The sequence below is a fragment of the Argonema antarcticum A004/B2 genome (assembly GCF_023333585.1).
Lineage (GTDB): Bacteria > Cyanobacteriota > Cyanobacteriia > Cyanobacteriales > Aerosakkonemataceae > Argonema > Argonema antarcticum.
Genome location: NZ_JAIQZN010000013.1, coordinates 85,169 through 106,984 on the forward strand (window position 1 = coordinate 85,169; position 21,816 = coordinate 106,984).

The window sequence follows — 21,816 nt, forward strand, 5'->3', positions numbered from 1 at the left end:
GTCAACAGCGCCAACTTCAGTCCCGACGGCCAACGCATCGTCACCGCCTCATCCGACAACACCGCCAGAGTGTGGGACTTATCGGGTCAGCAACTAGCTATCCTTAAAGGACATCAGAATTATGTTTACAGCGCCAAATTCAGTCCCGACGGCCAACGCATCGTCACCGCATCCTTTGACAGCACCGTTAGAGTGTGGGATTTATCTGGTCAGCTATTAGCCGAACTCCAAGGACATCAGAATTATGTCCGCAGTGCCAACTTCAGTCCAGACGGCCAACGCATCGTCACCGCTTCAGATGACAACACCGCCATAGTGTGGAATGTGGAAAGCGTTGGCAACTTGGATTTACTACTAGCGCGGGGTTGCAACTGGCTGAAAGATTACTTTGTCACCCATCCCGAAGAACTAGCAAAACTTCCGGTATGTCAACTAAATTGAGAAGGTAGGGGGCAGGGGGGCAGGAGTCTTTTTTGCTCTTTCAGAAAATGCGATCGCTCTAGAGTGAGTCTTTTTTAGTCTCGCACGAAATGCGATCGCTCATCAACGAGTCTTTGGTATTGCGATCGCAGCATTTAAGCATATAATTATTTTGCTATATTCATAGCAGATAAAAATAGGTTTGCAATTGGCAAATATAACTATGAAGACTGAAGAAATTACCCCTTGGGAACAGTTTAAGGTTGAATTAGCAGCCAGAGGTTTCCCAACGACTTACAACTCACCAAAAGATTTCATCACTGCGATTAAATCTGATTTCGAGCGAGGAGGTTTGCATATAGCAAGGCAATTAGCTTTCCGAGCAGTTGAATTATACCCTGAACACGAACAAATCAAGTATTACGCCCATGTTCTTGCCCCTCCAAAAGTAACAGTCAGTCCTAGTTCTCCAGAACGCCGTCAAAGTATCTTAGCCGATCGAGAGTGGATGGATAAAAATCGTTTTAAATATATAGGTCGCTGGGTAGCACTCCGCAATGGTGAGCTATTAGCTGATGCCGCTTCTCTTGACGAATTGGCAGCACAGGTGGGAGATTTAAAGGGTATATTTTTCACGGTCATTTATTAATGCTATTGCTTTTTCCTAATCGGGATTCTTTTGCAACGGGTGCTGTTCGTTATCAGTACCATCCAGCTACTCTTGCTGAATCTACAAATCGGATTTTTCTAAGAGTAGAAATCGCAGGTTATCCCATAGAAGCTGTGGTTGATACGGGTGCGCCTTATGTAGTCTTGGAACCTACAGTTGCCCGAATTATAGGGCTAAGTTCGGGTTCGGCAATCGCAAGGGAGAGAATGTTAATTAGAGGAATGCGACTGGATGGTAACGTTTATCGGTTTAATATGAAGTTGCTAGCTACATTGGGTGATGATTTGGATGTAGAGGCGACTATTTTTGTGCCGGATAGTGAAGAATATTGGGGAAATTTTCCTTCTTTCATCGGTTTGGGTGGTTTCCTAGAAAGAGTTCGTTTTGCCGTCGATCCATCGACTGATATGTTTTATTTTGGTTCGTTAGCATTATCGTAATCGCATCTCAACTTCTAAGCAAAGTTCGATCGCTTCTTGAATGCGTTCCATCAGTTCATCCAGTGACTTTGCTTGCGTATGACACCCAGGAAGACTAGGCACAGAAGCAACAAAATAACCTTCACAATCTCGCTCGATAATTACATTAAATTCTTTGTTCATTTTCAGCCGTCCTTGTTTGCTGCTAATTACCAATTTCCTGCATTTGACCAATTAACCAACCGTATATCTGACTTCTACCACTTTCACGACCCCGCCGCAAAGCTTCTTCTAATAAGCTAAATGGTAAATCTGGTAATACTTGAGATTGTGTTACTTGCCTACTTCCACCATCAGCAATAGCAAAAGCAATCAATAAAGCTCGCACTACATTTACAACCCAATATTCTCTCACTCCCAGTTGTTCGTATAACATTCGCTTGCTACCGATATCATCTGCAAGAGAAGTTTTGGCAATCTCGATGACTAAATCTGGTGGCGGGTAAACATTTAGATCGACAATAGTTGTATTGGGTGGAATAATTTCGGCATTTTCACCAATGTAAAAGGCTAAATCTGGTTGAGCTTCTGCTTCATTCCCTCGCCTGAAAGTGCAGTTAGTGAGTCCGCTAATAGGAATGCCTCTGATGCCACCAAATAATTGCACACAGTAGCCAATCAGGGAGTTATCGTAGGAATGGTCGTAACCTTGGGGCGTCATATCAATTCGCAGTTGTCCTTTGTAGTAATAGCTTTTGGCATTTTCTAGTTTGCGATCTCTAATAGCTTCGATGTACTCATCCCAAGTTGCTGTTACCCATTCATCTGTTGGTAATTTTGTTTTTACGTTGAGCATAAGCTACTTTACACATAAATCAACTTGTTTAAGATTTTAGCGCAAAATTTCCAAACGTTGCTGCACGGAAAGCCACATTTCATAAAAAGCACTCCACTCAACAAAATCCACATCATCTCCCATTTCTCCTTGGCGAAAGCGGCTATAAAAATCCTGAGACGATATTTTATATTGCACTTCAAACACTTGCAATTCTGCGTGCAATTCTGCGGCTTGTTTTTGAGCATTTGCTATTTCGTATGCAATAATTTTGTCTAAAGTTAGCTCTACAATATCACTTGCATATCCTTGGCGGCAGAGTGTTTCAAGCCGTTGCAATTTTTCTAAAGTTGTTCCTTGGTTTGACATTTGCTATTACCTCTTTCTACAACATACACAGCAAATTACGCTACTAACTCAAGTTTTACCTGTTCCCAAGAAACAGTGCCATTTTCTTTGGCGTCTAACAAACCTTCCAAACCATCGATAGTATCGAAAAGGTCTTCTAATTCTTCTGAATCTATCACTACTAATTCCCCAGAACCTACTTTTTCCAAAAGCTCGGATACTGATATACCTAGCTTTTTAGCTACAGACTGTACTCCATTCCAAGCTTCATCTGTCATAGTTACTACATGGCGATTTTTGAAGGCGGTACTAATTTTTTGATTCATCACTAATTACCGATAAAAAATTCATCACTGCATTCTATCTATTGTACGATACTGAATTGCCTCGGCAACGTGCTGCGGTTTCAAATCTTCATCGCCTGCTAAATCGGCAATTGTTCGTGCTACTTTTAAGATGCGATCGCTTGCTCTTGCCGAAAGTCCCAATTTCCTGATTGCTGCTTCTAATAAGTTGCGAGAAGCATCATCTAAATTACACCATTGTTGTAAGTGACGACTTTGCATTTCGGCATTAGAACGCAAAGAAGGTTCTGACTTAAATCGAATTTGCGATCGCTCTTTTGCTGCTTGCACTCTCTCCCGCACAGATGCCGAATCTTCCCCTTTTGGTTGTTGCGTAATTTCTTCTGGTTTCAAACGATTAACCGCAACTTGCAAATCGATTCGATCCATCAAAGGGCCAGAAAGTTTGGCCCAGTATTGTTCCCTTTTGGCAGGAGTACAGGTGCAAGGTTGAATGGTATCCCCAAAATAACCGCAAGGACATGGATTTGTACTCGCAACTAAGGTAAACTGAGCAGGGAACATGACAGATTGTTTGGCACGAGAAATGGTTACATAACCATCTTCTAAAGGTTGTCGTAAAAATTCTAAAACATCTCTCTTAAATTCCGTCAATTCATCGAGGAAAAGGATACCCCTGTGGGCCAAAGAAATTTCCCCCGGACGCGGAAAACTACCGCCACCGACAAGAGAGGGGCCAGAGGCAGAATGGTGAGGACTGCGAAAAGGTCGATCGCTCACCAATGTTCCTCTATCCTTAAGTAAGCCAGCAACAGAGTGAATTTGTGTAACTTCGAGTGCTTCTTCAAAGCTCAATGGTGGTAAAATGCTAGGTAGCCTTCGCGCTAACATGGTTTTACCGCTACCTGGTGGCCCCACAAAAATTAAATTATGTCCGCCAGCAGCAGCAATTTCTAATGCACGACGAGCGTGTGCTTGACCTTTGACTTCTTTTAAATCAGGACTGCTAAACAGAGACTTAGTTAATTCCTTCCGACCATCAAACTGTACGGGTTGGTAACGTTCTGGATTATTCAAAAAGTTAGCCACATCCGTCAAATTCTTAAACCCGTAAACCTCTAACCCCTGCACTACAGCAGCTTCCTGTGCATTATCAGCGGGTACGATTAAACCGACAATACCCAACTTTTGGGCAGCAGCTGCGATCGGCAATACACCAGCAACCGGACGTAAGCTACCATCAAGAGAAACTTCTCCCAAAAACAGATAATCTCCCAGCAATTGGGCGCTTACCTGTTCCGACGCCGCCAGAATCCCCACACTGATAGGCAGATCGAAACTTGGCCCCTCTTTGCGTAGGTCGGCGGGAGTTAGATTAATGACTATTTTTCGCATCGGGAAGGCGTATCCAGCATTTTTCAGGGTCGCCTTCACTCTTTCTTTAGATTCTTGAACCGCTGTATCTGGTAAACCTAAGACAACAATTCCCGGTAAACCACCAGACACATCGACTTCCACGCCTACCTTTACGGCGTCGATACCCACAATAGATGCACTCCAAACTCTAGCAAGCACTTTAAATATCCAAAAGACTTCTAAAAACTATAGTGCCTGCGATCGCTCTACAAATAACACTACTAGAGCAATCTGTCACAAAACCGAGGTGTTAAGGAAATATGAATGTCCGAATCGCCTCAAAATATTGCGCTGTTCCCGCCATAATCAAGTCATTGTGACCCGCACCGGGAATTAGTACTAGCCGTTTGTCCGGTGCGGCGCAGAAGCGGTACAGTACCAACCCTTGTGCTACTGGAATTAAATTGTCCTCTTGACCGTGGATAATCAAAGTGGGGGTTGTAATTTGGCGGAGCTTAAGTACGTTGCCAATTCCATCCTTATTTTCATCCTCTTCCTCTATCTGCACTCCCATACGAGCTAGAAGCGCAAAGCTCTCAGAAAACCCACTTTCGACAATTAACCCCGCCAATCGGTGTTGTGGAGCAGCATTCGCGCCTGCTATGTTTGCGATTTCAATAGCCGCCGCGCTACCAAGACTCCGCCCCATTACATAAAGCCGCTGTGGGTGAAGTCCATATAGCTGGAATATAGCGCCAATCTTGTCGAATACGATCGCTGCATCGCCGATCATATTGCTAGCTGTAGGCTTCCCATCGCTTGCTCCGTAACCACGGTAATCCATCACTAGCAAGGCGATCCCCAACTGCTTGTACAAACCTGCTATATCATCATAGTCAGCGGCAATCTCCCCATTGCCGTGATAATACAGGATAGCTGGCGAATCGGGTGTGGCTGGGTACAAGCGTCCCCTCACACTGACTCCAGGCTCCACTTCCACGGCGACGATGTGTACGCCCTTCGGAGTTATGCTATTATCCCGTCGGGGGTGGAACAGTACTCGCAATACTTCAGGTCGATCGAAAATAGGATGAGCCATTTGATATACCTCTATCAAAAATATGGGAAATTATATTGTCGCCTTCTTCCGCTAAGTCAGGACTTACGCTTTGCTGGGCGCTTTCACCTACAGATGTAGGTGCGGCTCGAATGGACTATAGCGGGAGTTTCGAGAAAACAGTCTCCAACCTATAGGTATCTACCCCACGAGTCTGCTTTTGCTACATACTTCCCAGCATTCCTCTAACCCGGATTATTTACAACCTTTTTCAGGTGAGTGAGGTACAGAGAAACCCGGTTTCTTCAAGAAACCGGGTTTCTGGGGTTACAACTGCAAGCCACTGTATAATGCTCCTGCTTGGAGTCGCTTCGCCAAGGAATATCTAAAGGAATTTTGAGAATTGTTACCAGCAGGATAAAAAATATGAGTGAAGTAAAAGACACGATTTTCAGCAAAATCATCCGCCGGGAGATTCCAGCGGATATTGTTTATGAGGATGATTTGGCACTTGCTTTCAAAGATGTTAACCCTCAAGCGCCGGTTCATATCTTGGTGATTCCCAAACAGCCTCTAGCCAAGTTAGCTGATGCAGAGCCTGAAGATCGTGAAATATTGGGTCATTTGCTGTTGATTGCCAAGCGCATTGCCCAAGAAGTTGGTCTCAGCAACGGCTATCGCGTGGTGATTAACAATGGTGATGATGGTGGGCAAACTGTATACCACTTACATTTACATATCTTGGGCGGACGCTACATGAAATGGCCTCCCGGCTAGGGGCGTGGGGGAGTGGGAGAGTGGGAGAGTGGGAGAGTGGGGGAGTGGGGGAAATTCTAATCTAAAATTCTTGCATCCTTGCATCCAAAATTCCCTCTTCCCTAGCCACTAGCCCCTAGCCTAAGAGTGCAGCGCGGCAGAAATAACCCACCAGGAAAGAAGTAGTTAAATGCCTGACGCTCAAAGTATTTTTGACTTTTGACTTTTGAATGCGTGACTTCCGCGTAGCGGCACTAGACTATTGCCTTGAGATTCTGGGCGACTTCGTTGAGTTTTTGAATGCCAATTTTGGTTTGAGTGATGCCGGTGGCTGTCTGTACTGCGCCCTGATTGAGGCTGTTCATTGAGTCAACTACTTGCTGAATGGCGATCGCTTGCTGTTGAGCGGTGAGGGAAATTTGTTGCGAACCCACAACTATGTCGTCGATCGCGGCGAGGGAAGTTTGTTGCTTGCTCAAAACAATATTTTCGATCGCAACAGTCACATTCGTAAAAGCTTCTGCTGTCTGTTGAGAAAGTTTTATCCCTTCCTCTGCTGTTTTTCTGCCTTCATCGGTTACCATCACTGTGGAATCGATCGCTCCCTGGATCGCAACAACCAGAGCGTTAATTTTCTGGGCTGATTGTTTGCTTTGATCGGCTAGTTTGCGGATTTCAGCTGCTACAACGCCAAATCCTCTGCCGTATTCTCCCGCACGCACTGCTTCTACAGCGGCGTTCAAGGCGAGCATATGCGTCTGGGTGGCGAGATCGCTGACTATATTGGTGATAATGCCAATTTGATTGGTTTGCTCTTTCAAGTGCATAGTCTGGTGTGCGATCGCTCCCACCTTCTCTTTTAGCGCAGACATACCCGACTTGGTACTATCTACTGTTTGGGTTCCCTGCTGCGCTAGGTTTAACACCTGATGTGCGCCCGCTGCTGAGGATTCTGCCAGCTTGAACAACTGACGTGCATTTTCTGCTGATGATTCTGCTTGTTCTGCTGAAGCTTTTGAAGATGCACCTAACTCAATCATTGTGGTGGTGGTTTGATTTACAGAAGAAGCCTGCTGAATGGCGACTCGTTCCTGTTGCTCGACTGTGGCGGCAATTTCGGTGGTCGAGGTGGTGATAGCATTGACAATAACGTTGATTGACTTGGTGGTTCGGTTAGCAATTACAGATGCGATCGCACTTACAACTAAGGCGGTTGCCCCACTTCCAATCAAAAGCGTCACTAAAAGCTCTCTCTGCGTTTTAAAGGCAACGGCTGTATCGTTGTCAACCAGTACGATCCAGTGTAGGTTGGGCATCCCCGCTAATTCTGGGGTGGGAGCGCTGGCTAACACTTTATAAATTTTGTCTGTTTGGGAATAAACCACTCGGACATCTACCTGCTTTGCTGCTTGCAGTTGTCGGAAAAAAGGATATTCTAACTGAACCTCTTGACCTATCTGTTTTAGGTCGCGAGTTACAAAGAATTTACCAGAGACATCGACTACATGAGATTGTTGCTCTATATTGCCCAGGCTTTTGATACGCTCTCTAATGTATTTGATGGGCAATCGCGATCGCGCTACCCCGATGATTTTACCCGTAGCCCTATCTTTCACTGGTGCCGCGAAGTAAATTACCCAGTCATTGCTAGAGTTTGAAAATTCAGGCTTACTGATAAAGGGGCGTTTTGTGTTCAAGACTTGTTGAAAATAATCTCGATCGCTTTGATTCCCTACGCCTTCCCCACGCGATTTGATAATTAAATTTCCCGACAGATCGAAAACGGCTATATTGTCATAGACTTGGTAATTGTCTAGATAGCGATTGAGCGTAGAGAGCTTTTCGTTGTTAGAGATCGTGGTACTCACACTCTGGTTGGCGAACATAGGCAGGTTTGCGATCGTCTGAATATCGCCATAGCGCTCAAACATAAAGCGACTGAGTTTATCTGCCAGTTCCACTGCATGGGCTTGCTGGAACTCCATCACGTCTTGGGTAATCGAGCGGTTGGCGAAGTAGTAAGCTACCGCGCCTATGCCTAGCACTGGCAATGTACCGAGGGCGATCGCAAAACCGATAGCCTTAGCTCGTAACGATAGGTTTTGAAACATTATTTGTTAGACATCGTGGCACGTGTTGGATAGCGATCGCAATGCTGCACTCACTATTCTGGCTAAACGCCAAGGGCGTTGCAATACAGCCCTTTTCAGATCGGTGAGGGACTCCAGAAACCCGGTTTCTTTAAGAAACCGGGTTTCTCTTGTGTACTTCATGCAACTGAAAACTCCTATATAAGCTCCCCTAATCACACTCATAAAGCTAAACAATCAAAACAAATGTCAATAACCCCTTTACAAAACTAAACAAGTAGCTTGGGCTTCAAGAAAAATGGCAAAAAGTTTGAAAAATGATATTTTTTGGGACTCAGGTGCGATGAGCGGTTGCAGTTAAGAAAGTAAAACGCCTTGGTAGGGTTTAACTTGTGCTTTATCTTTGCACATCTGTCTAGAGGGTTATGAAATGGGACTTTTCCATCTTCCTACGTATTATCATTGAAAAATCTGAGTTCATATCCAATCTCTCTGGAACTATTAATATGCCGTCCACAACAGATGTACAGAGTACAAATACTCATACCAAAATTCGCGTGCTGCTAACTTTGTGGGATTTGGGGGGAGCGCAGAAAGAAGTGCAGACGGGTCAAGTTACGAAGCGAATTGTGCCAAAGGGAAGCAAAAAGGCTGATTTTCAGGCGCTTTTTGATGAATTGCAGGCAGAGGGTGCGATCGAAATTGCTAAGAAGGGATACTCTATGCCTGCATTGGGGCTTCAGATGTTAAACGACAGTCTGAAAAGCCCTGATTTCCACTTTGGTAGCCAAGTTGGTGCAAAAACCGCAAATGCTCTGTTGAAGTGGATTCGAGAAGGGGGAACACTAGGTGATGGAGCGATCGCATCTGCTGCTTCTCTTAAGGGGGTAGAAAGTGCGATCGCATCTTACGACGAGTTTAAGCAGGTGGCGTTGGATGTCTACGACAAGCTCAACCGTGATTACAACCTCAACGATTTGGTGCCAATCTACCGGATCAGGAGGGAGATTGGCGACAAAGTTAGCCGATCGCAGTTCAATGAGTGGATGATGGAAATGCAGGCTAACGATATTTTGCAACTTCAAGGGGGTAGTGTAGAAGACAGCGCCCCAGACAAGATCGAAGACTCGATCAGAAATGAACTTGGGAATTTACGCTGTTACGCTAAACGCCTGACACCATAAGTTCCATCTAACAGGTTTTCTCATACTCTTTTGTTTCTCAAATTTTAGTCATCACAAAACTATGATTAGCAACGCATCTCAAATTGAAGATCTCATCAGAAGCCATAACGTATTTGATGGGCATCAAGTTGTAAAAAAATCGCAAGTATGGGGAGAAAGCTTCCCTGATGTTCCTTCAATAAATGCTCATGCTTCTAATACAGTTTTTGAGGCGATCGGACAAGTTCGCCGAGGTCAATGTCAAGTCAGGGGTATTACCATAACAGCAGACAGAGGATTGGGAAAAAGCCACGTAATTAGTCGGATTCGTCACCGCCTTCAATCTGAAAGCGATATTTTGTTTATCTACATGAGTGAGTACGAGGATTTAAATAAAATTAAAAAAGAGTTTCTACAAACTTTGGCATCTAGCCTCAAACAGGTTGGCAGCGATAATATAACGCAGTGGCAAGAAGTAGCAGCAGCTTTAGTAAATGAAGCGTACAAGGTAAAAAATAAAAGCTACACACCCAAGGAATTGGTTACTAGGTTTCCCAATGCTTTAGCTAAAAATCCTAATATACTTGATAGCCTAATTAGCATCCTACTTCAATCAAAGTCTGATATAGATCCCTATCTCATCAAAGCCATTTTGTGGACTCTTTCTCAGGCTCATGCACCCTTTGCTGCTAAATGGTTATCTGGAGAAGAATTGGCACAATCACAAGCTGACGGAATGGGTTTACCAACGATTGCTGTTGATTCTTCTAAAATGCTTTGTCAGATTTTAGATTTAATAGGTGATTACAAAATTCCGCTAATTTGTTTTGACGAATTAGATGGAACAGGCTGTGATAATAATGGTTTTACAAGACCGCAAGTTGTTGCTAGCTTGGTTAAAGATTTTTACAACCAAATAAAACGAGGTATTTTTCTAACTGCTATGTATCCTGCTACCTGGGAGTTTCAGGTTACATATATGACAGATGCAAATGCCGTTATCGATCGCATGGCTGATTTTAGCGCTGGTAAGCCCATTGATTTAAGGAATCTTAACTATGATGATATTATTGGCTTAATTTCTCAGCGATTGAAAAAGTTTTTTGAGGATAACGCAATCAACCCACCTCACCCAGCTTATCCTTTTGAAGAGGATGAGCTTAAAAAACTTGCTAGACAAGGGTTAAATGCAAGAGAAGTTTTAACATGGTGTGCAGAAAGAATTAAAAAGGGTAAAGGGGCGAATCCTGTTGAGCTTGCTTTCAAAGAAGAACTTGAAAATCTTGCAGACTTTATGGATGACGAAGCTAAAATTGCACAAGCTCTCATTTTTAACTTCAATACGATAATAGGACAGACCATCAAAGGAGTAAGAGTTGATAAGATTGAAGCTCCCGTTCCAAGAACTAATAAGATTAACTTTAAGATTATTGGCGAAGAAAATGGGAAGGTAGTCAAGATCGGAGTGGCCGTAATTCAGGCATCTGGTGGGGCAGGTATCAAAGCTAGATTGAATGCTCTTACTAAATATCAAGACTACGATCTAACTCGTGGGTGTTTTGTTCGTTCTAAAACAATACCGCCTACGGCGACGCTTGCTGAAAATTTGCATAAGCAGCTTGTAGACCAGCAAGGTGGGGAGTGGGTGAAGTTAAAAGAAGAGGAAATTAAACCATTAATAGCGATTTGGTCTGTCTATCAGAGTCGTGAAAGCCGCGATTTAAGTGAAAAGGAAATCTTCAACTTCATTACTGAAAAAGCTCTTGAAAAACAACTTTTAGCTAGCAACCTTCTAATCCAAGAGATTCTGAGCGATCCTTCCGGTGAAGTTCCTGAAGGCTTAACCAATGAAGATGCTTTATTTGAAGAAGCCACTGCTGTATCATCCGAAGCCACTGCTGTATCATCCGAATCAAATACTGTATCATCCGAAGCAACTGACTTTTTTGATGATTCTGGTTTAGATGCCTTATTAGAAGCGATTACAAAGAGGTAATTTTCTTTTGATTACAACTGCACTGCGTCTACCTGCTCCAGACGTTGAAGCTCTAATTCAAGGGCGAACGATCGTAGCTATATCCCCGATTTTTCTTAATCCGGGACGATTGTTTGCTCTTTATTCCTCTGATGCTTCAACTATCTCTCTGCCAGTTGAGCGATATTACCGCTCAACTTTTCTTTCAATTGCCCAAAAATCTTTTACCGATTTAAATTCGCAGACAGTTGCAATTAAAGCTTGGGCTAGATGCGAATTTTGTCGAGGCATCAAAGATCCTCAAGCTTTAGCTGCCATATCGCGATTAACTGTATGGACAGAAGAAGCTTTACAGGAAATACTTTCACAAAAAAGTAATATTATTCTGGCTTACTTGCGTGTTTATCAACTGCTTCAACCTATTGAAGTACCGACTAATCCGCAAAGCCCGTTTGTCCCTTTACAGCAGCCTTTGCCAACTACTGAATCTTCGCAAATATTTGGAGATCAAGCCTTTAGCCAACGCCGACGCCAGTTGGAAAATTTAGAAGCGCCTCTGCATCCGGAATTGGAAGAATTGCAAAGTGCGATCGCTCAACTATCGCTTGTCCAATCAGATGCTAAAAAACTAGATGAACAACTTAAAGTATTTTTAGGCTGGTCTGAATTTACAACGTTAGCCAATTGCGAACGAGATTTAGATTGGATTAATAAAATAGCCCTAGTTGGCAATTCCAGCGATGGTAACGAATTTGAAAAATTAGTTCGTAAGAGCTTCATAAAACTAGGTTTTTCCAACTCAAATAAAAACCCAAAAGCAAACCTCGATCCAAATTTAAATGGTGGTGCTGGTGGGATAGATTTTTATTGCGAGTTGCCTTATCCGGTAGTTGGGGAATGTAAAGCAAGTAAACATGAAAACGTACCTAATAGCGTGACAGCCCAACTCATTCATCTAGGCGTAACTCATTTAGGCCAAGCCCAATTTGACCGTTCAATCAAATTAATTTTGGCCGCTGGCCCTCTAACAGAACCCGCTTGCAAAGCAGCTATTGAAAACAAAATGAACGTAATACGACCTGAAACTTTACAAAGATTAGTTGAACTTAAAGCCAATTACGAAGGCTCTATTAATCTGCTAGATTTGAAGCAGTGCTTACAAAGCGAACCCTTTGGTATAGTAGATGATAAAGTAAAAGCTTACATAGAGAGAGTTAAGCAAGATATTAAGCTGCGATCGCACATAGTTCAGCTTGTCAAAAAGTATCTAGAAAACGCAGGATTTTATCGAGCAAGTGTCGATTCACTTCATGGAGCATATTGTGTTGGCTCTAACCCGCCCCAACCATTGGAACCTGAAGGACTACATGACATATTGGTAGAACTTTCGTCACCTTTGGCAGGATATTTGGGACGAATTAAAGAAAGTCATTGGAGGAAAGATCGCTTTTATTACCTCCGAGATTTGATTATAGAAAATATATGAAATGTGTCACCTGCAACCACGGAAAAGCTAAACCAGGTTTAGTTACCGTAACGCTGGAAAGAGACGAGTCGATCGTCATCATTAAAAAAGTGCCAGCCGAAGTTTGCGATAACTGCGGAGAATATTACTTAAGTGATAATATTACAGCGCAAGTATTGCAACGGGCAGAAATAGCGATCGATAACGGAGCAGAAGTAGAAATTATGCGCTATGCAGCCTATAAAAATTATATTTTTAGTGAGCGATAGCTTCAAATTTCTCCGCAATTTACAAATAGAATAAAAGAGCCGATCGAATATGCCAAACTTAATTGTTATAGCAGGGCCAAATGGTGCAGGGAAATCGACAGTTGCCCCTGCGTTATTACAAGAAACACTCAGAATAAATGAGTTTGTCAACGCAGATGCGATCGCCCAAGGATTATCAGCATTTACTCCCGAAGAAGTTGCCTTTCAAGCTGGACGTCTTATGCTAGAGCGATTACAACACTTAGCGAATCAAGGGGCAAATTTTGCTTTTGAAACTACCCTAGCTAGTCGAACCTTCGCTCCTTGGATTGCTAATTTACGCCAAACAGGTTATGTATTTTATCTCATTTTCCTGTGGTTGCCTAGCCCAGAGATGGCGATCGCCCGCGTCCAACAAAGAGTTACCGAAGGCGGTCATAATGTCCCAGAAGAAACTATCCGAAGGCGCTATAATTCAGGTATCCGAAACTTCTTTCAATTATACCAAACTTTAGCAGATAGCTGGCGGTTTTATGATAATTCCGATCCAGCCAAAACTCGCCTCATCGCCTCCGGTAGAGGAATTGTTGAAGAGGTAATTTCTGAAAATGGTACATGGCAAAGTATTAAAAAGGAATTTAGCTAATGAATGAAACAAATGACAAAAGAATCGGACAAATTTTTGTTGATGGAATCTCGATCGATCGAGCTTTGAATCAAGCAGTGCAGAAAGCTGTTTGGAAACACAAAGTCTTAGGTAATCCCGTAGCTGCTTGGCGAGATGGCAAAGTTGTGTGGATACCTCCCGAAGAAATTTCTATATCAGAGGATTCATCGCCTTTAAAGTAGCAGCAGAAAGAGGCAGTAACTGTGGTGAATTAATTTAAAATAGCGATCGCTTGCGATCGGACAACGGATTTTATAGCAAAGTGCTGAGCGCTGAGTGCTTCGGCTTTAGTAAAAACACAGTCCCCGCTATGCGTTGAAGCGTTTAATACTGTCCTAACTGCCGAGAAGGTTGCTATATCAAGATATCAAGGAAAATATCAGCCTGAACACCCAGAAACCGGGTTTCTTGGAGAAACCCGGTTTCTAAAGGCGCAGCAGTTTTACGTTTAATTATGCCCACCTACTTAATTGGATAGAATGCGATCGCAATCCCCCCAAACCAAATATTAATTTTCCTTCTCCATCCATCTGGCAGCAGCGATCGCTGATATAATACTAAGTTTGACGCTTCCTTCTCAACCATTATGGGCAACATCTTCGGACATCTGTTTCGCATCACCACATTTGGCGAATCCCACGGCGGCGGCGTGGGAGTTGTAATTGATGGTTGCCCACCGCGACTGGAAATTTCTGCCCAAGAAATTCAGGTAGAATTGGACAGGCGGCGACCGGGACAAAGTAAAATCGTCACGCCCCGCAAAGAAGCCGACACCTGCGAAATCCTTTCCGGCATCTTTGAAGGCAAAACACTGGGAACGCCGATCGCCATCTTAGTCAAAAATCAAGACACCCGCTCCCAAGATTACGACGAAATGGCGCAGAAATATCGCCCATCCCACGCCGATGCTACCTACGACGCCAAATACGGCATCCGTAACTGGCAAGGTGGCGGACGCTCCTCAGCACGTGAGACAATCGGGAGAGTAGCAGCAGGTGCGATCGCTAAAAAAATCCTTAAACAATTCGCCAACGTAGAAATCATCGGCTATGTTAAACGAATTAAAGACCTAGAAGGCGTCGTCGATCCCAACACCGTCACAATGGAACAGGTAGAAAGCAATATAGTCCGCTGCCCGGATTCAGAATGTGCCGATCGGATGATAGAACTAATAGAGGAAGTACGACGAGTTGGCGATTCGATCGGCGGCGTCGTAGAATGTGTGGCTCGAAACATCCCAAAAGGTTTAGGCGAGCCAGTATTCGATAAACTAGAAGCAGACCTAGCGAAGAGTGTAATGTCCTTACCTGCAAGTAAAGGATTTGAAATAGGCTCCGGTTTTGCCGGTACGCTGCTAACTGGCAGCGAACATAATGATGAATATTATACCGACTCCAACGGCAACATTCGCACTGCGACTAACCGTTCCGGTGGAATTCAGGGTGGCATCTCCAACGGCGAAGATATTATTATGCGAGTAGCATTCAAACCAACTGCTACTATTCGTAAAGAGCAGCGTACCGTAACTAGCCTGGGTGAAGAAACAACACTCGCAGCCAAAGGACGACACGATCCTTGCGTTTTACCTAGAGCAGTGCCTATGGTAGAAGCAATGGTTGCTTTAGTGCTGTGCGATCATTTGTTGCGGCACCAGGGGCAATGTGGCACCTTGAAGTTTGAAGATGCAAATGGAAACTAGCCCTTCTTCCGAATTTGTTGTTCAGTTCTGGGGTGTCCGAGGCAGCATACCCACCCCTGGAAACCAAACCGCACGCTATGGCGGCAATACCTCCTGTATAGAAATGCGGGTGGGTGGCAAACGCCTGATTTTTGATGGCGGCAGCGGTTTGCACGTACTGGGTAGAAGTTTACTAAAATGTATGCCCGTGGAAGCGTATATGTTTTTTACGCACTACCACTGGGATCACATTCAAGGCGTGCCGTTCTTTTTCCCAGCTTTTATTGATGGTAATTGCTTCCACATACATGGCGCAGCGCCACAAGATACGGGTTCGATGAAACAGCATTTCATCGAACGGGTACTTCACCCCAATTCGCCAGTGCCTGTAGAAAAGATGGAGGCAAACTTAAAATTTTACGATATGGTCTGTGGAGATACCATCAAGCTGGATGATATCACGATCGAAACAGGTCCCCTCAATCACCCCAATGGAGCGATGGGATATCGGGTCACCTGGCAGGGACACTCGGTATTTTACTGCACCGACACCGAACATTTCCCCGATCGCATGGATGAAAATGTCCTGCATCTAGCCCGCGAAGCAGACTTTTTCATCTACGATTCCATGTATACCGACGAAGAATATCATAACCCCAAATCTCCCAAAGTTGGCTGGGGACACTCTACCTGGGAAGAAGGGGTAAAGATAGCACAAGCAGCTGGCGTCAAGCGATTTGTGAAATTTCACCACGAGCCCGGTCACAGCGATGACTTTCTCGATCGGCTTCAAGATAAAATTTTAGCAGTTTCTCCGAACGCGGTGCTAGCTAAAGAGGGAATGATTTTAAAAGTGGTTTGAGAGAAAGGCAAAGGGAAATAGGCAGTCGCCCCCCTAGCCTCCCAATTTTGGGGGCAAAACAGTCCTGTTCCCCCCAGAGTTGGGGGGCTAGGGGGGCAAAAACCAAGTTTTTGCGTAAGTCCTGTCTCACCAAAGCCCAAAATCTTATTCAACCTGCATATTACCCAAATACTTAGTCAAATAAGGCGAAAAAACCTCATAAATCAGCGTCAAGGGCTGTTTGTGATGCCAAAACAGGTAATGACGACCCCAAAAAGGCCCTTTATACCTAAAGGCTTCTTCTAACTGTGCCGAGTGACCGTAATAAAGTCCTTGGACATCTCGATACAACTCCGTTCTCAGCTGCTCCAGACTCGCCCAAATTGGCAAAGACCGATTTTGTAAATAGTCATCCACATGGCTAGCTTCCCACCAAGAACAAGCATAAGCCAGCCTTTGTCCAGAAGCCGTGCGTAGCCACACCTGTCTTCGTATCCGTGGCCCCGGCACTACCAGCATTTGTTCCGGTGCTAAATCTCCATCCATCCCAATAGCAGACATATCAATCAGGTCTACTTCTGTCTTCTCACCCGTCAGCAATTGCAGGTGGCGCGTTGGCGAACCGTCTCCCAGCAGAAACATCTGCCACGTCGGTGCTAGCTGAGTGTGAGGCAATCCAAGCTGAATTATGGCATCTCCCCCCTGCCAGATGGGGGTGAGGGCGTACCAGGAGGTTGGCCGCGTCAGCGTTTCTGTAACTTTAAAGGTTGCAGTCAAAGTTCTTCATATAACTTAACTCTATCTAATCATAGCGCTGCTCTGGCTATTGGTTTTCTCGATCGAGCCAATCTATTAAATCTGCTGCTGTCGAAAAATCCAATAGCGCCTCACTTAGCGCTTCTAACTGAGATCTGGATAACGCTTGAATTCGATCGTGCAACTGAGGATCGAGTGTACCGATTCGACGCCCCATCTGACGTAAAATTAGTGAGAGTGCCTCTTCTTCCCGTCCTTCTTCGAGGATTGCTTGATAGGTGACAGATTCTTTCATAACGTTCTTTTTGAATATTCGACGAATCAACTCTTCCTCAAATCGCAGACCAGCGAAAACATCCGCTTATGGCGATCGCGTAGTGTGCCGCAGCCATCCGCCCTTTTTTTACTATCCCTAAACAGAAGAAAACCCTATGCAAACCAAAACCTTCACTGCCATCATTTACAAAGAAGAAGATATGTACGTTGCCGAATGTCCTGAAGTCGGCACAGTCGATCAAGGTGAAACTATTGAAGAAGCGATCGCAAATCTAAAAGAAGCCACAAGGCTATATTTAGAAGAGTTTCCCTTGCCTAACACAAGTTCCAGGTTTGTAACTAGCATAGAGGTCAGCTATGCCTAGATTACCTAGAATATCAGGCAACGAGGCAGTTCGTGCATTAGAGCGTTTGGGATTTATCCAGGTTAGGCAAACTGGTAGTCATGTCATCCTGAAAAAATTAACTGCGGAAGGAGAAATTGGTTGCGTCGTGCCACTCCGCCGCGAGTTAAAAGTTGGCACACTCAGCAGTGTTTTGAGGCAAGCAAAGGTTACTCCTGATGAGTTTATAGAGAATTTATGAGTGCCTTCCCTAAGTTATGATATCCTTTGGTGAAGAAGTCGATCGATTTATTCGCCAGGAACGGGATTCCTGGGAATCCTAAATCCAAAAATCACTACAATAGTTATCATCCCAGACCCCCAAGAGGCAAACAAAATGACAACACAGCAGATTGAACATCAAAATCAACCAAAAACCCATTCATTAATAGAACCTCTAACCCAAGAGGCGATAGACAAAGTTATTCAACTTCTTGATGAATGGATGGATGATGATTCAGGATATGATGAAGAAACCTGGCCTGAATTAAAAGAAGCACTTGACACAGAACGAAATTTAGTCTCGGCTGGGAGACTTTTTGATGAGTAAAATAGTATTGCTAGACTCTGGGCCACTGGGGATGATTAGCCACCCTCGGAACCATCCAGAAATCAAAATATGGCTGGCAAATTTGCTTAGTTCTGGAACTAATGTTAAAATTCCTGAAATTACCGATTACGAAGTTCGCCGCGAATTACTTCGCCTCAACAAAGTCAAAGGAATTCAACGCCTCGATAACCTCATCAATCAACTTGGCTATATCCCCATTAACAGAGAAGTAATGCTAAAAGCTGCCGAATTTTGGGCAGATGTAAGAAAGCAAGGTCAACCTACAGCAGATAATAAAGCACTGGATGCAGATGTAATTTTAGCAGCACAAGCATTTACTATAATCGCTCAAGGTGAAGATGTCGTTATCGCTACATCAAATGTTCGACACCTGACTCGTTTTGTAGCAGCAAAAATTTGGAATGAAATCGTTTGATTAGGTAAATAGAAACCCGGTTTCTTCAAGAAACCGGGTTTCTGGGCTGTAGCGTAGGCATATCCCACCGCCACTTTAAACTTGTTTTTGTCAAAAAAAATAATGAGTGCTGAATTAATCAGAACTCATTACTCAAAAATGCGGAAGGCGAGACTCGAACTCGCAAGGGCATAGCCCACACGCACCTCAAGCGTGCGCGTATACCAATTCCGCCACATCCGCATTAATCTGGCTAACTTGAACCAAGTATTTATCTTAGCTCAATTTTGTTCGCCTTACCAAGTATAACTTATAAAGGCAGAGTTGACACAAAAATTTTAGAGATGGTTTGAAAAGTTTTTTAGGAAACCGATCGGGAAGATATGTTGAGATTGATGAAGCGATCGCACCCAACCGCCTCCTCCAGCAACACTTCGCCAGTAAGTAGTCCTCAACACCATGATAGGATTAACACCCGAAGACAAAAAGCTGCTTCGCCTCAAGCCTCAGAGTTGCGATCGAAAAGCCGCCAAAGTTGCTTGAGAGGTTCCAAGTAAGACTTCATGCCACTGCTCTCGCCAAAAGTTGGAAAATGCGTTTTTCTAAGATTTTAATTGCTAATCGCGGGGAAATTGCCCTACGCATTCTCCGCACCTGCGAAGAAATGGGAATTTCTACCGTTGCCGTTCACTCTACCATTGACTGCCACGCCCTCCACGTCCAACTGGCCGACGAAGCAGTTTGTATTGGCGAACCCCCCAGCAGCAAAAGTTATCTCAATATTCCGAATATCATCGCCGCCGCCTTGACGCGCAACGCTACGGCAATTCACCCCGGCTATGGCTTTCTCGCGGAAAATGCCAAGTTCGCCGAAATTTGTGCCGATCACCAGATCGCCTTCATTGGCCCCTCCCCTGAAGCGATCCGATCGATGGGAGATAAATCTACCGCCAAAGAAACCATGAAGCGGGTTGGCGTCCCCACTGTCCCCGGTAGTGACGGGTTGTTAACCGACGAGGAAGAAGCACTCTCCGTTGCCAACGACATTGGCTATCCCGTCATGGTCAAAGCCACTGCTGGCGGCGGCGGACGGGGAATGCGCCTTGTCAAAGAAGAAAGTGAATTTCTCAAACTCTTCCAAGCGGCACAGGGAGAAGCAGAAGCCGCCTTTGGCAATCCCGGCGTTTATTTAGAAAAATTCATCGAATGTCCCCGCCATATTGAATTTCAAATTTTGGCTGATTCCTATGGCAATGTCATCCACTTAGGCGAGCGTGATTGCTCTATCCAGCGCCGCCATCAAAAATTGCTAGAAGAAGCCCCCAGTCCGGCTCTTAGCCAGGAATTACGAGATAAAATGGGTACTGCTGCCGTGATGGCTGCTAAATCAATTAACTACGTTGGTGTTGGGACTGTTGAGTTTCTTCTAGATCGATCGGGTTCTTTCTATTTCATGGAAATGAATACTCGTATCCAAGTGGAACATCCCGTAACGGAAATGATTACGGGTCTTGACCTGGTGGCGGAACAAATCCGTGTCGCCCAGGGAGAAAAGCTGAGTTTGACCCAAGACGAAGTGATTTTGCGGGGTCATGCGATCGAATGCCGCATCAACGCAGAAGACCCCGAACACAACTTCCGTCCCTCTCCCGGACGGATTAGCGGTTACTTACCACCAGGCGGTACTGGTGTCCGCATGGATTCCCACGTCTACACCGATTATGAAATTCCGCCCTACTACGACTCGCTGATTGGTAAGTTAATTGTCTGGGCACCCGATCGCAACGGCGCAATCAACCGCATGAAACGCGCACTGCGGGAATGTGCAATCACTGGATTGCCCACTACTATTGGCTTTCATCAAAAGATTCTGGAAAATCCAGCCTTTTTACGGGGTGAAGTTTATACCAATTTCGTCGAGATGCTGATGCAAAACGAGGAAAAAGGGAAAGGTAAAAAGTAATATTGTCAAGGGGCATTGGAAAAATTCAGATTTTAGATTTCAGATTTATAGCAACCTTCTCGGCAGTTAGGATGTTCTTCATTCCTGAAACCCTTGATTCTCCCCTTCTTCCCCTAGTCCCTAGTCCCTAGCTATAAAATGGCATTGGGTATTGCTTACCTTGTCGCCATCATTGTCAAGAGTCCCTGCTGACCTAAGAGTATTTCCCGCAACAGGCTACAGATTCCTACCCAAATAATCGGCGTAATGTCCACGCCGCCTATTGGTGGCACAAGCTTTCTCGTCACCACTAAGAAAGGTTCTGTGGGCCAAGCGATCGCACTCCAGGGAAAGCGATTTAGATCTATCTGGGGATACCAGCTGAGTACGATGCGGAAGATAAACAACAAAATCATGATCCCTAGCAGGGAACCAAGTATTAAGCTGGTAATAGTTGTGGTAGTCATAGGTGGTTGAGGAGTTGATAGCTAAAGCGTGGGTATCTTAACGCAGCGGTAACGCCTGCTACTGCACGCAGGGCGGCTGTAGTGGTAGGGCTAGGGGCTAGGGGCTAGGGTTTCAGGAATCAAGAATGTCCTAACTGACGAAAGCAGTTGCTATATAATTTTAAGATTTATTAAAAAATTAATCTACTCTTTTAATCAAACTGGTAGACCCTCAATTCCACCCCCTCACAGCAACTATCGTCTTGCTTGGCTTTTCAAGGTGGCGTGCGATCGGTAAAATGAGAAAATGATATTCTTGGATAAAGAGGGCCAGAATCAATGACTCCTTCATTAGCAAACTTTTTCTACAGTCTGCTCGCAGGTCTTGTAATTGTCGTTGTCCCAGTAGTTGTGGGATTAGTCTTTGTTAGCCAAAAGGATAAGATTCAGCGTTCTTGAGAAAATCCTTTGAGAGCGACCAAAAAAAACCGGGGTTATTGTCCCAGACAAAACTTTTCGGATACGCTCTTAGTAGAAGTTTAGCCAAGGAAAGCCTCTAGCTTTCTGGCGATCGATAAATGAGAAACTGGGTTTCTTTCGTTAAAAAAGTCGATATTTCGTTGCCCCAAGCCAAAGAAACCCGGTTTCTGGGATTACGGAATCGGTGTTCTAGGGCTGGTCAGTAACCCAGGTCTAAAGACACTGGGCTTGTAAGAGGAATCAAGCAAGTCGTACTGACCAGACCACCTAGCAAT

General features: G+C 44.5%; 29 protein-coding genes and 1 tRNA gene. 18 read left to right on the forward strand and 12 right to left on the reverse strand.

The window, feature by feature from the left end; genetic code table 11:
• The 3 genes from LAY57_RS08420 to LAY57_RS08430 form a co-directional block, all read left to right on the forward strand.
• Positions 1-441: WD40 repeat domain-containing protein (locus LAY57_RS08420; RefSeq protein WP_420839072.1), on the forward strand; the 441-nt coding region annotated here is incomplete at its 5' end.
• Between the two features lie 202 nt (positions 442-643).
• Positions 644-1,069 (forward strand): hypothetical protein, encoded by a 426-nt coding sequence (locus LAY57_RS08425; protein ID WP_249065962.1) that lies wholly within the window; start codon positions 644-646, stop codon positions 1,067-1,069.
• Positions 1,069-1,530, forward strand: coding sequence for an aspartyl protease family protein (locus LAY57_RS08430; protein ID WP_249065963.1), 462 nt, complete (start codon positions 1,069-1,071; stop codon positions 1,528-1,530). The genes LAY57_RS08425 and LAY57_RS08430 overlap by 1 nt, the downstream gene beginning before the upstream one ends.
• Here LAY57_RS08430 and LAY57_RS08435 read toward each other — a convergent pair.
• The 6 genes from LAY57_RS08435 to LAY57_RS08460 form a co-directional block, all read right to left on the reverse strand.
• A complete protein-coding gene (locus LAY57_RS08435; protein ID WP_249065964.1) occupies positions 1,522-1,692 on the reverse strand; it encodes a type II toxin-antitoxin system HicB family antitoxin in 171 nt (56 codons plus the stop codon). The genes LAY57_RS08430 and LAY57_RS08435 overlap by 9 nt on opposite strands.
• Positions 1,693-1,714: 22 nt before the next feature.
• Positions 1,715-2,365 (reverse strand): Uma2 family endonuclease, encoded by a 651-nt coding sequence (locus LAY57_RS08440; RefSeq protein ID WP_249065965.1) that lies wholly within the window; start codon positions 2,363-2,365, stop codon positions 1,715-1,717.
• Positions 2,366-2,401: 36 nt separating this feature from the next.
• Positions 2,402-2,713, reverse strand: a complete 312-nt coding sequence (locus tag LAY57_RS08445) for a hypothetical protein (protein WP_249065966.1) — start codon at positions 2,711-2,713, stop codon at positions 2,402-2,404.
• Between the two features lie 35 nt (positions 2,714-2,748).
• On the reverse strand, positions 2,749-3,018 hold the full coding sequence (locus LAY57_RS08450; protein ID WP_249065967.1) for a hypothetical protein: 270 nt from the start codon (positions 3,016-3,018) through the stop codon (positions 2,749-2,751).
• A gap of 24 nt (positions 3,019-3,042) precedes the next feature.
• On the reverse strand, positions 3,043-4,572 hold the full coding sequence (locus LAY57_RS08455; protein ID WP_249065968.1) for a YifB family Mg chelatase-like AAA ATPase: 1,530 nt from the start codon (positions 4,570-4,572) through the stop codon (positions 3,043-3,045).
• A gap of 91 nt (positions 4,573-4,663) precedes the next feature.
• Positions 4,664-5,452 carry an alpha/beta hydrolase gene (locus LAY57_RS08460; RefSeq protein WP_249065969.1) on the reverse strand — a complete coding sequence of 263 codons (789 nt, stop codon included), beginning with the start codon at positions 5,450-5,452 and terminating at the stop codon, positions 4,664-4,666.
• A gap of 384 nt (positions 5,453-5,836) precedes the next feature.
• On the opposite strand from LAY57_RS08460, the gene LAY57_RS08465 reads away from it, so the two are divergent.
• Positions 5,837-6,187, forward strand: coding sequence for a histidine triad nucleotide-binding protein (locus tag LAY57_RS08465; RefSeq protein ID WP_249065970.1), 351 nt, complete (start codon positions 5,837-5,839; stop codon positions 6,185-6,187).
• Positions 6,188-6,420: 233 nt separating this feature from the next.
• Here LAY57_RS08465 and LAY57_RS08470 read toward each other — a convergent pair whose 3' ends face one another.
• Positions 6,421-8,277: a methyl-accepting chemotaxis protein gene (locus tag LAY57_RS08470; protein ID WP_249065971.1), complete on the reverse strand. Its 1,857-nt coding sequence runs from the start codon at positions 8,275-8,277 to the stop codon at positions 6,421-6,423.
• 404 nt (positions 8,278-8,681) lie between these two features.
• Here LAY57_RS08470 and LAY57_RS08475 point away from each other — a divergent pair, with 404 nt between their 5' ends.
• From LAY57_RS08475 to LAY57_RS08500, 6 genes are all read left to right on the forward strand, one after another.
• A complete protein-coding gene (locus LAY57_RS08475; RefSeq protein ID WP_249065972.1) occupies positions 8,682-9,440 on the forward strand; it encodes a hypothetical protein in 759 nt (252 codons plus the stop codon).
• A 61-nt stretch (positions 9,441-9,501) separates the two neighbouring features.
• Entirely contained in the window at positions 9,502-11,415 is a 1,914-nt protein-coding gene (locus LAY57_RS08480) for a hypothetical protein (RefSeq protein WP_249065973.1), read from the forward strand.
• Positions 11,416-11,422: 7 nt separating this feature from the next.
• Positions 11,423-12,880, forward strand: a complete 1,458-nt coding sequence (locus LAY57_RS08485; protein ID WP_249065974.1) for a DUF1802 family protein — start codon at positions 11,423-11,425, stop codon at positions 12,878-12,880.
• Positions 12,877-13,128 carry a type II toxin-antitoxin system MqsA family antitoxin gene (locus LAY57_RS08490; RefSeq protein ID WP_249065975.1) on the forward strand — a complete coding sequence of 84 codons (252 nt, stop codon included), beginning with the start codon at positions 12,877-12,879 and terminating at the stop codon, positions 13,126-13,128. Before LAY57_RS08485 ends, LAY57_RS08490 begins: the two co-directional genes overlap by 4 nt.
• 49 nt (positions 13,129-13,177) lie before the next feature.
• The gene (locus LAY57_RS08495) at positions 13,178-13,753 is read left to right on the forward strand and encodes an ATPase (RefSeq protein WP_249065976.1); all 576 of its coding nucleotides are present in this window, start codon (positions 13,178-13,180) and stop codon (positions 13,751-13,753) included.
• On the forward strand, positions 13,753-13,956 hold the full coding sequence (locus tag LAY57_RS08500) for a hypothetical protein (RefSeq protein ID WP_249065977.1): 204 nt from the start codon (positions 13,753-13,755) through the stop codon (positions 13,954-13,956). The genes LAY57_RS08495 and LAY57_RS08500 overlap by 1 nt, the downstream gene beginning before the upstream one ends.
• Before the next feature lie 280 nt (positions 13,957-14,236).
• Here the strand turns inward: LAY57_RS08500 and LAY57_RS35780 are convergent, their stop codons facing one another.
• Positions 14,237-14,359: a hypothetical protein gene (locus tag LAY57_RS35780; protein WP_275993752.1), complete on the reverse strand. Its 123-nt coding sequence runs from the start codon at positions 14,357-14,359 to the stop codon at positions 14,237-14,239.
• A gap of 1 nt (position 14,360) precedes the next feature.
• Between LAY57_RS35780 and aroC the strand changes: the two genes are divergently transcribed.
• Together aroC and LAY57_RS08510 are read left to right on the forward strand one after the other, a co-directional pair.
• Entirely contained in the window at positions 14,361-15,473 is a 1,113-nt protein-coding gene (gene aroC / locus LAY57_RS08505; protein WP_249065978.1) for a chorismate synthase, read from the forward strand.
• Entirely contained in the window at positions 15,463-16,314 is an 852-nt protein-coding gene (locus tag LAY57_RS08510) for an MBL fold metallo-hydrolase (RefSeq protein WP_249065979.1), read from the forward strand. The genes aroC and LAY57_RS08510 overlap by 11 nt, the downstream gene beginning before the upstream one ends.
• Positions 16,315-16,458: 144 nt before the next feature.
• Here the strand turns inward: LAY57_RS08510 and LAY57_RS08515 are convergent, their stop codons facing one another.
• Together LAY57_RS08515 and LAY57_RS08520 are read right to left on the reverse strand one after the other, a co-directional pair.
• Positions 16,459-17,070: a chorismate lyase gene (locus LAY57_RS08515; protein WP_249065980.1), complete on the reverse strand. Its 612-nt coding sequence runs from the start codon at positions 17,068-17,070 to the stop codon at positions 16,459-16,461.
• 46 nt (positions 17,071-17,116) lie between these two features.
• On the reverse strand, positions 17,117-17,344 hold the full coding sequence (locus tag LAY57_RS08520; RefSeq protein ID WP_249065981.1) for a DUF4351 domain-containing protein: 228 nt from the start codon (positions 17,342-17,344) through the stop codon (positions 17,117-17,119).
• 136 nt (positions 17,345-17,480) lie between these two features.
• Between LAY57_RS08520 and LAY57_RS08525 the strand changes: the two genes are divergently transcribed.
• From LAY57_RS08525 to LAY57_RS08540, 4 genes are all read left to right on the forward strand, one after another.
• The gene (locus LAY57_RS08525) at positions 17,481-17,690 is read left to right on the forward strand and encodes a type II toxin-antitoxin system HicB family antitoxin (RefSeq protein ID WP_249065982.1); all 210 of its coding nucleotides are present in this window, start codon (positions 17,481-17,483) and stop codon (positions 17,688-17,690) included.
• Positions 17,683-17,910: a type II toxin-antitoxin system HicA family toxin gene (locus LAY57_RS08530; RefSeq protein WP_249065983.1), complete on the forward strand. Its 228-nt coding sequence runs from the start codon at positions 17,683-17,685 to the stop codon at positions 17,908-17,910. Before LAY57_RS08525 ends, LAY57_RS08530 begins: the two co-directional genes overlap by 8 nt.
• Before the next feature lie 135 nt (positions 17,911-18,045).
• Positions 18,046-18,258: a hypothetical protein gene (locus LAY57_RS08535; RefSeq protein ID WP_249065984.1), complete on the forward strand. Its 213-nt coding sequence runs from the start codon at positions 18,046-18,048 to the stop codon at positions 18,256-18,258.
• Complete coding sequence (locus LAY57_RS08540) at positions 18,251-18,694, forward strand: PIN domain-containing protein (RefSeq protein ID WP_249065985.1); 444 nt, start codon at positions 18,251-18,253, stop codon at positions 18,692-18,694. The genes LAY57_RS08535 and LAY57_RS08540 overlap by 8 nt, the downstream gene beginning before the upstream one ends.
• A 139-nt stretch (positions 18,695-18,833) precedes the next feature.
• Here LAY57_RS08540 and LAY57_RS08545 read toward each other — a convergent pair.
• Positions 18,834-18,916: transfer RNA gene (locus tag LAY57_RS08545), tRNA-Leu, on the reverse strand.
• Between the two features lie 349 nt (positions 18,917-19,265).
• Here LAY57_RS08545 and accC point away from each other — a divergent pair.
• Positions 19,266-20,636: an acetyl-CoA carboxylase biotin carboxylase subunit gene (accC, locus tag LAY57_RS08550; RefSeq protein WP_249065986.1), complete on the forward strand. Its 1,371-nt coding sequence runs from the start codon at positions 19,266-19,268 to the stop codon at positions 20,634-20,636.
• A 155-nt stretch (positions 20,637-20,791) separates the two neighbouring features.
• On the opposite strand, the gene LAY57_RS08555 is transcribed toward accC, so the two are convergent.
• Positions 20,792-21,082: a YggT family protein gene (locus LAY57_RS08555; RefSeq protein ID WP_249065987.1), complete on the reverse strand. Its 291-nt coding sequence runs from the start codon at positions 21,080-21,082 to the stop codon at positions 20,792-20,794.
• Positions 21,083-21,400: 318 nt separating this feature from the next.
• On the opposite strand from LAY57_RS08555, the gene psbX reads away from it, so the two are divergent.
• A complete protein-coding gene (gene psbX / locus LAY57_RS08560; RefSeq protein ID WP_249065988.1) occupies positions 21,401-21,520 on the forward strand; it encodes a photosystem II reaction center X protein in 120 nt (39 codons plus the stop codon).
• The last annotated feature ends 296 nt before the right edge of the window (positions 21,521-21,816 follow it).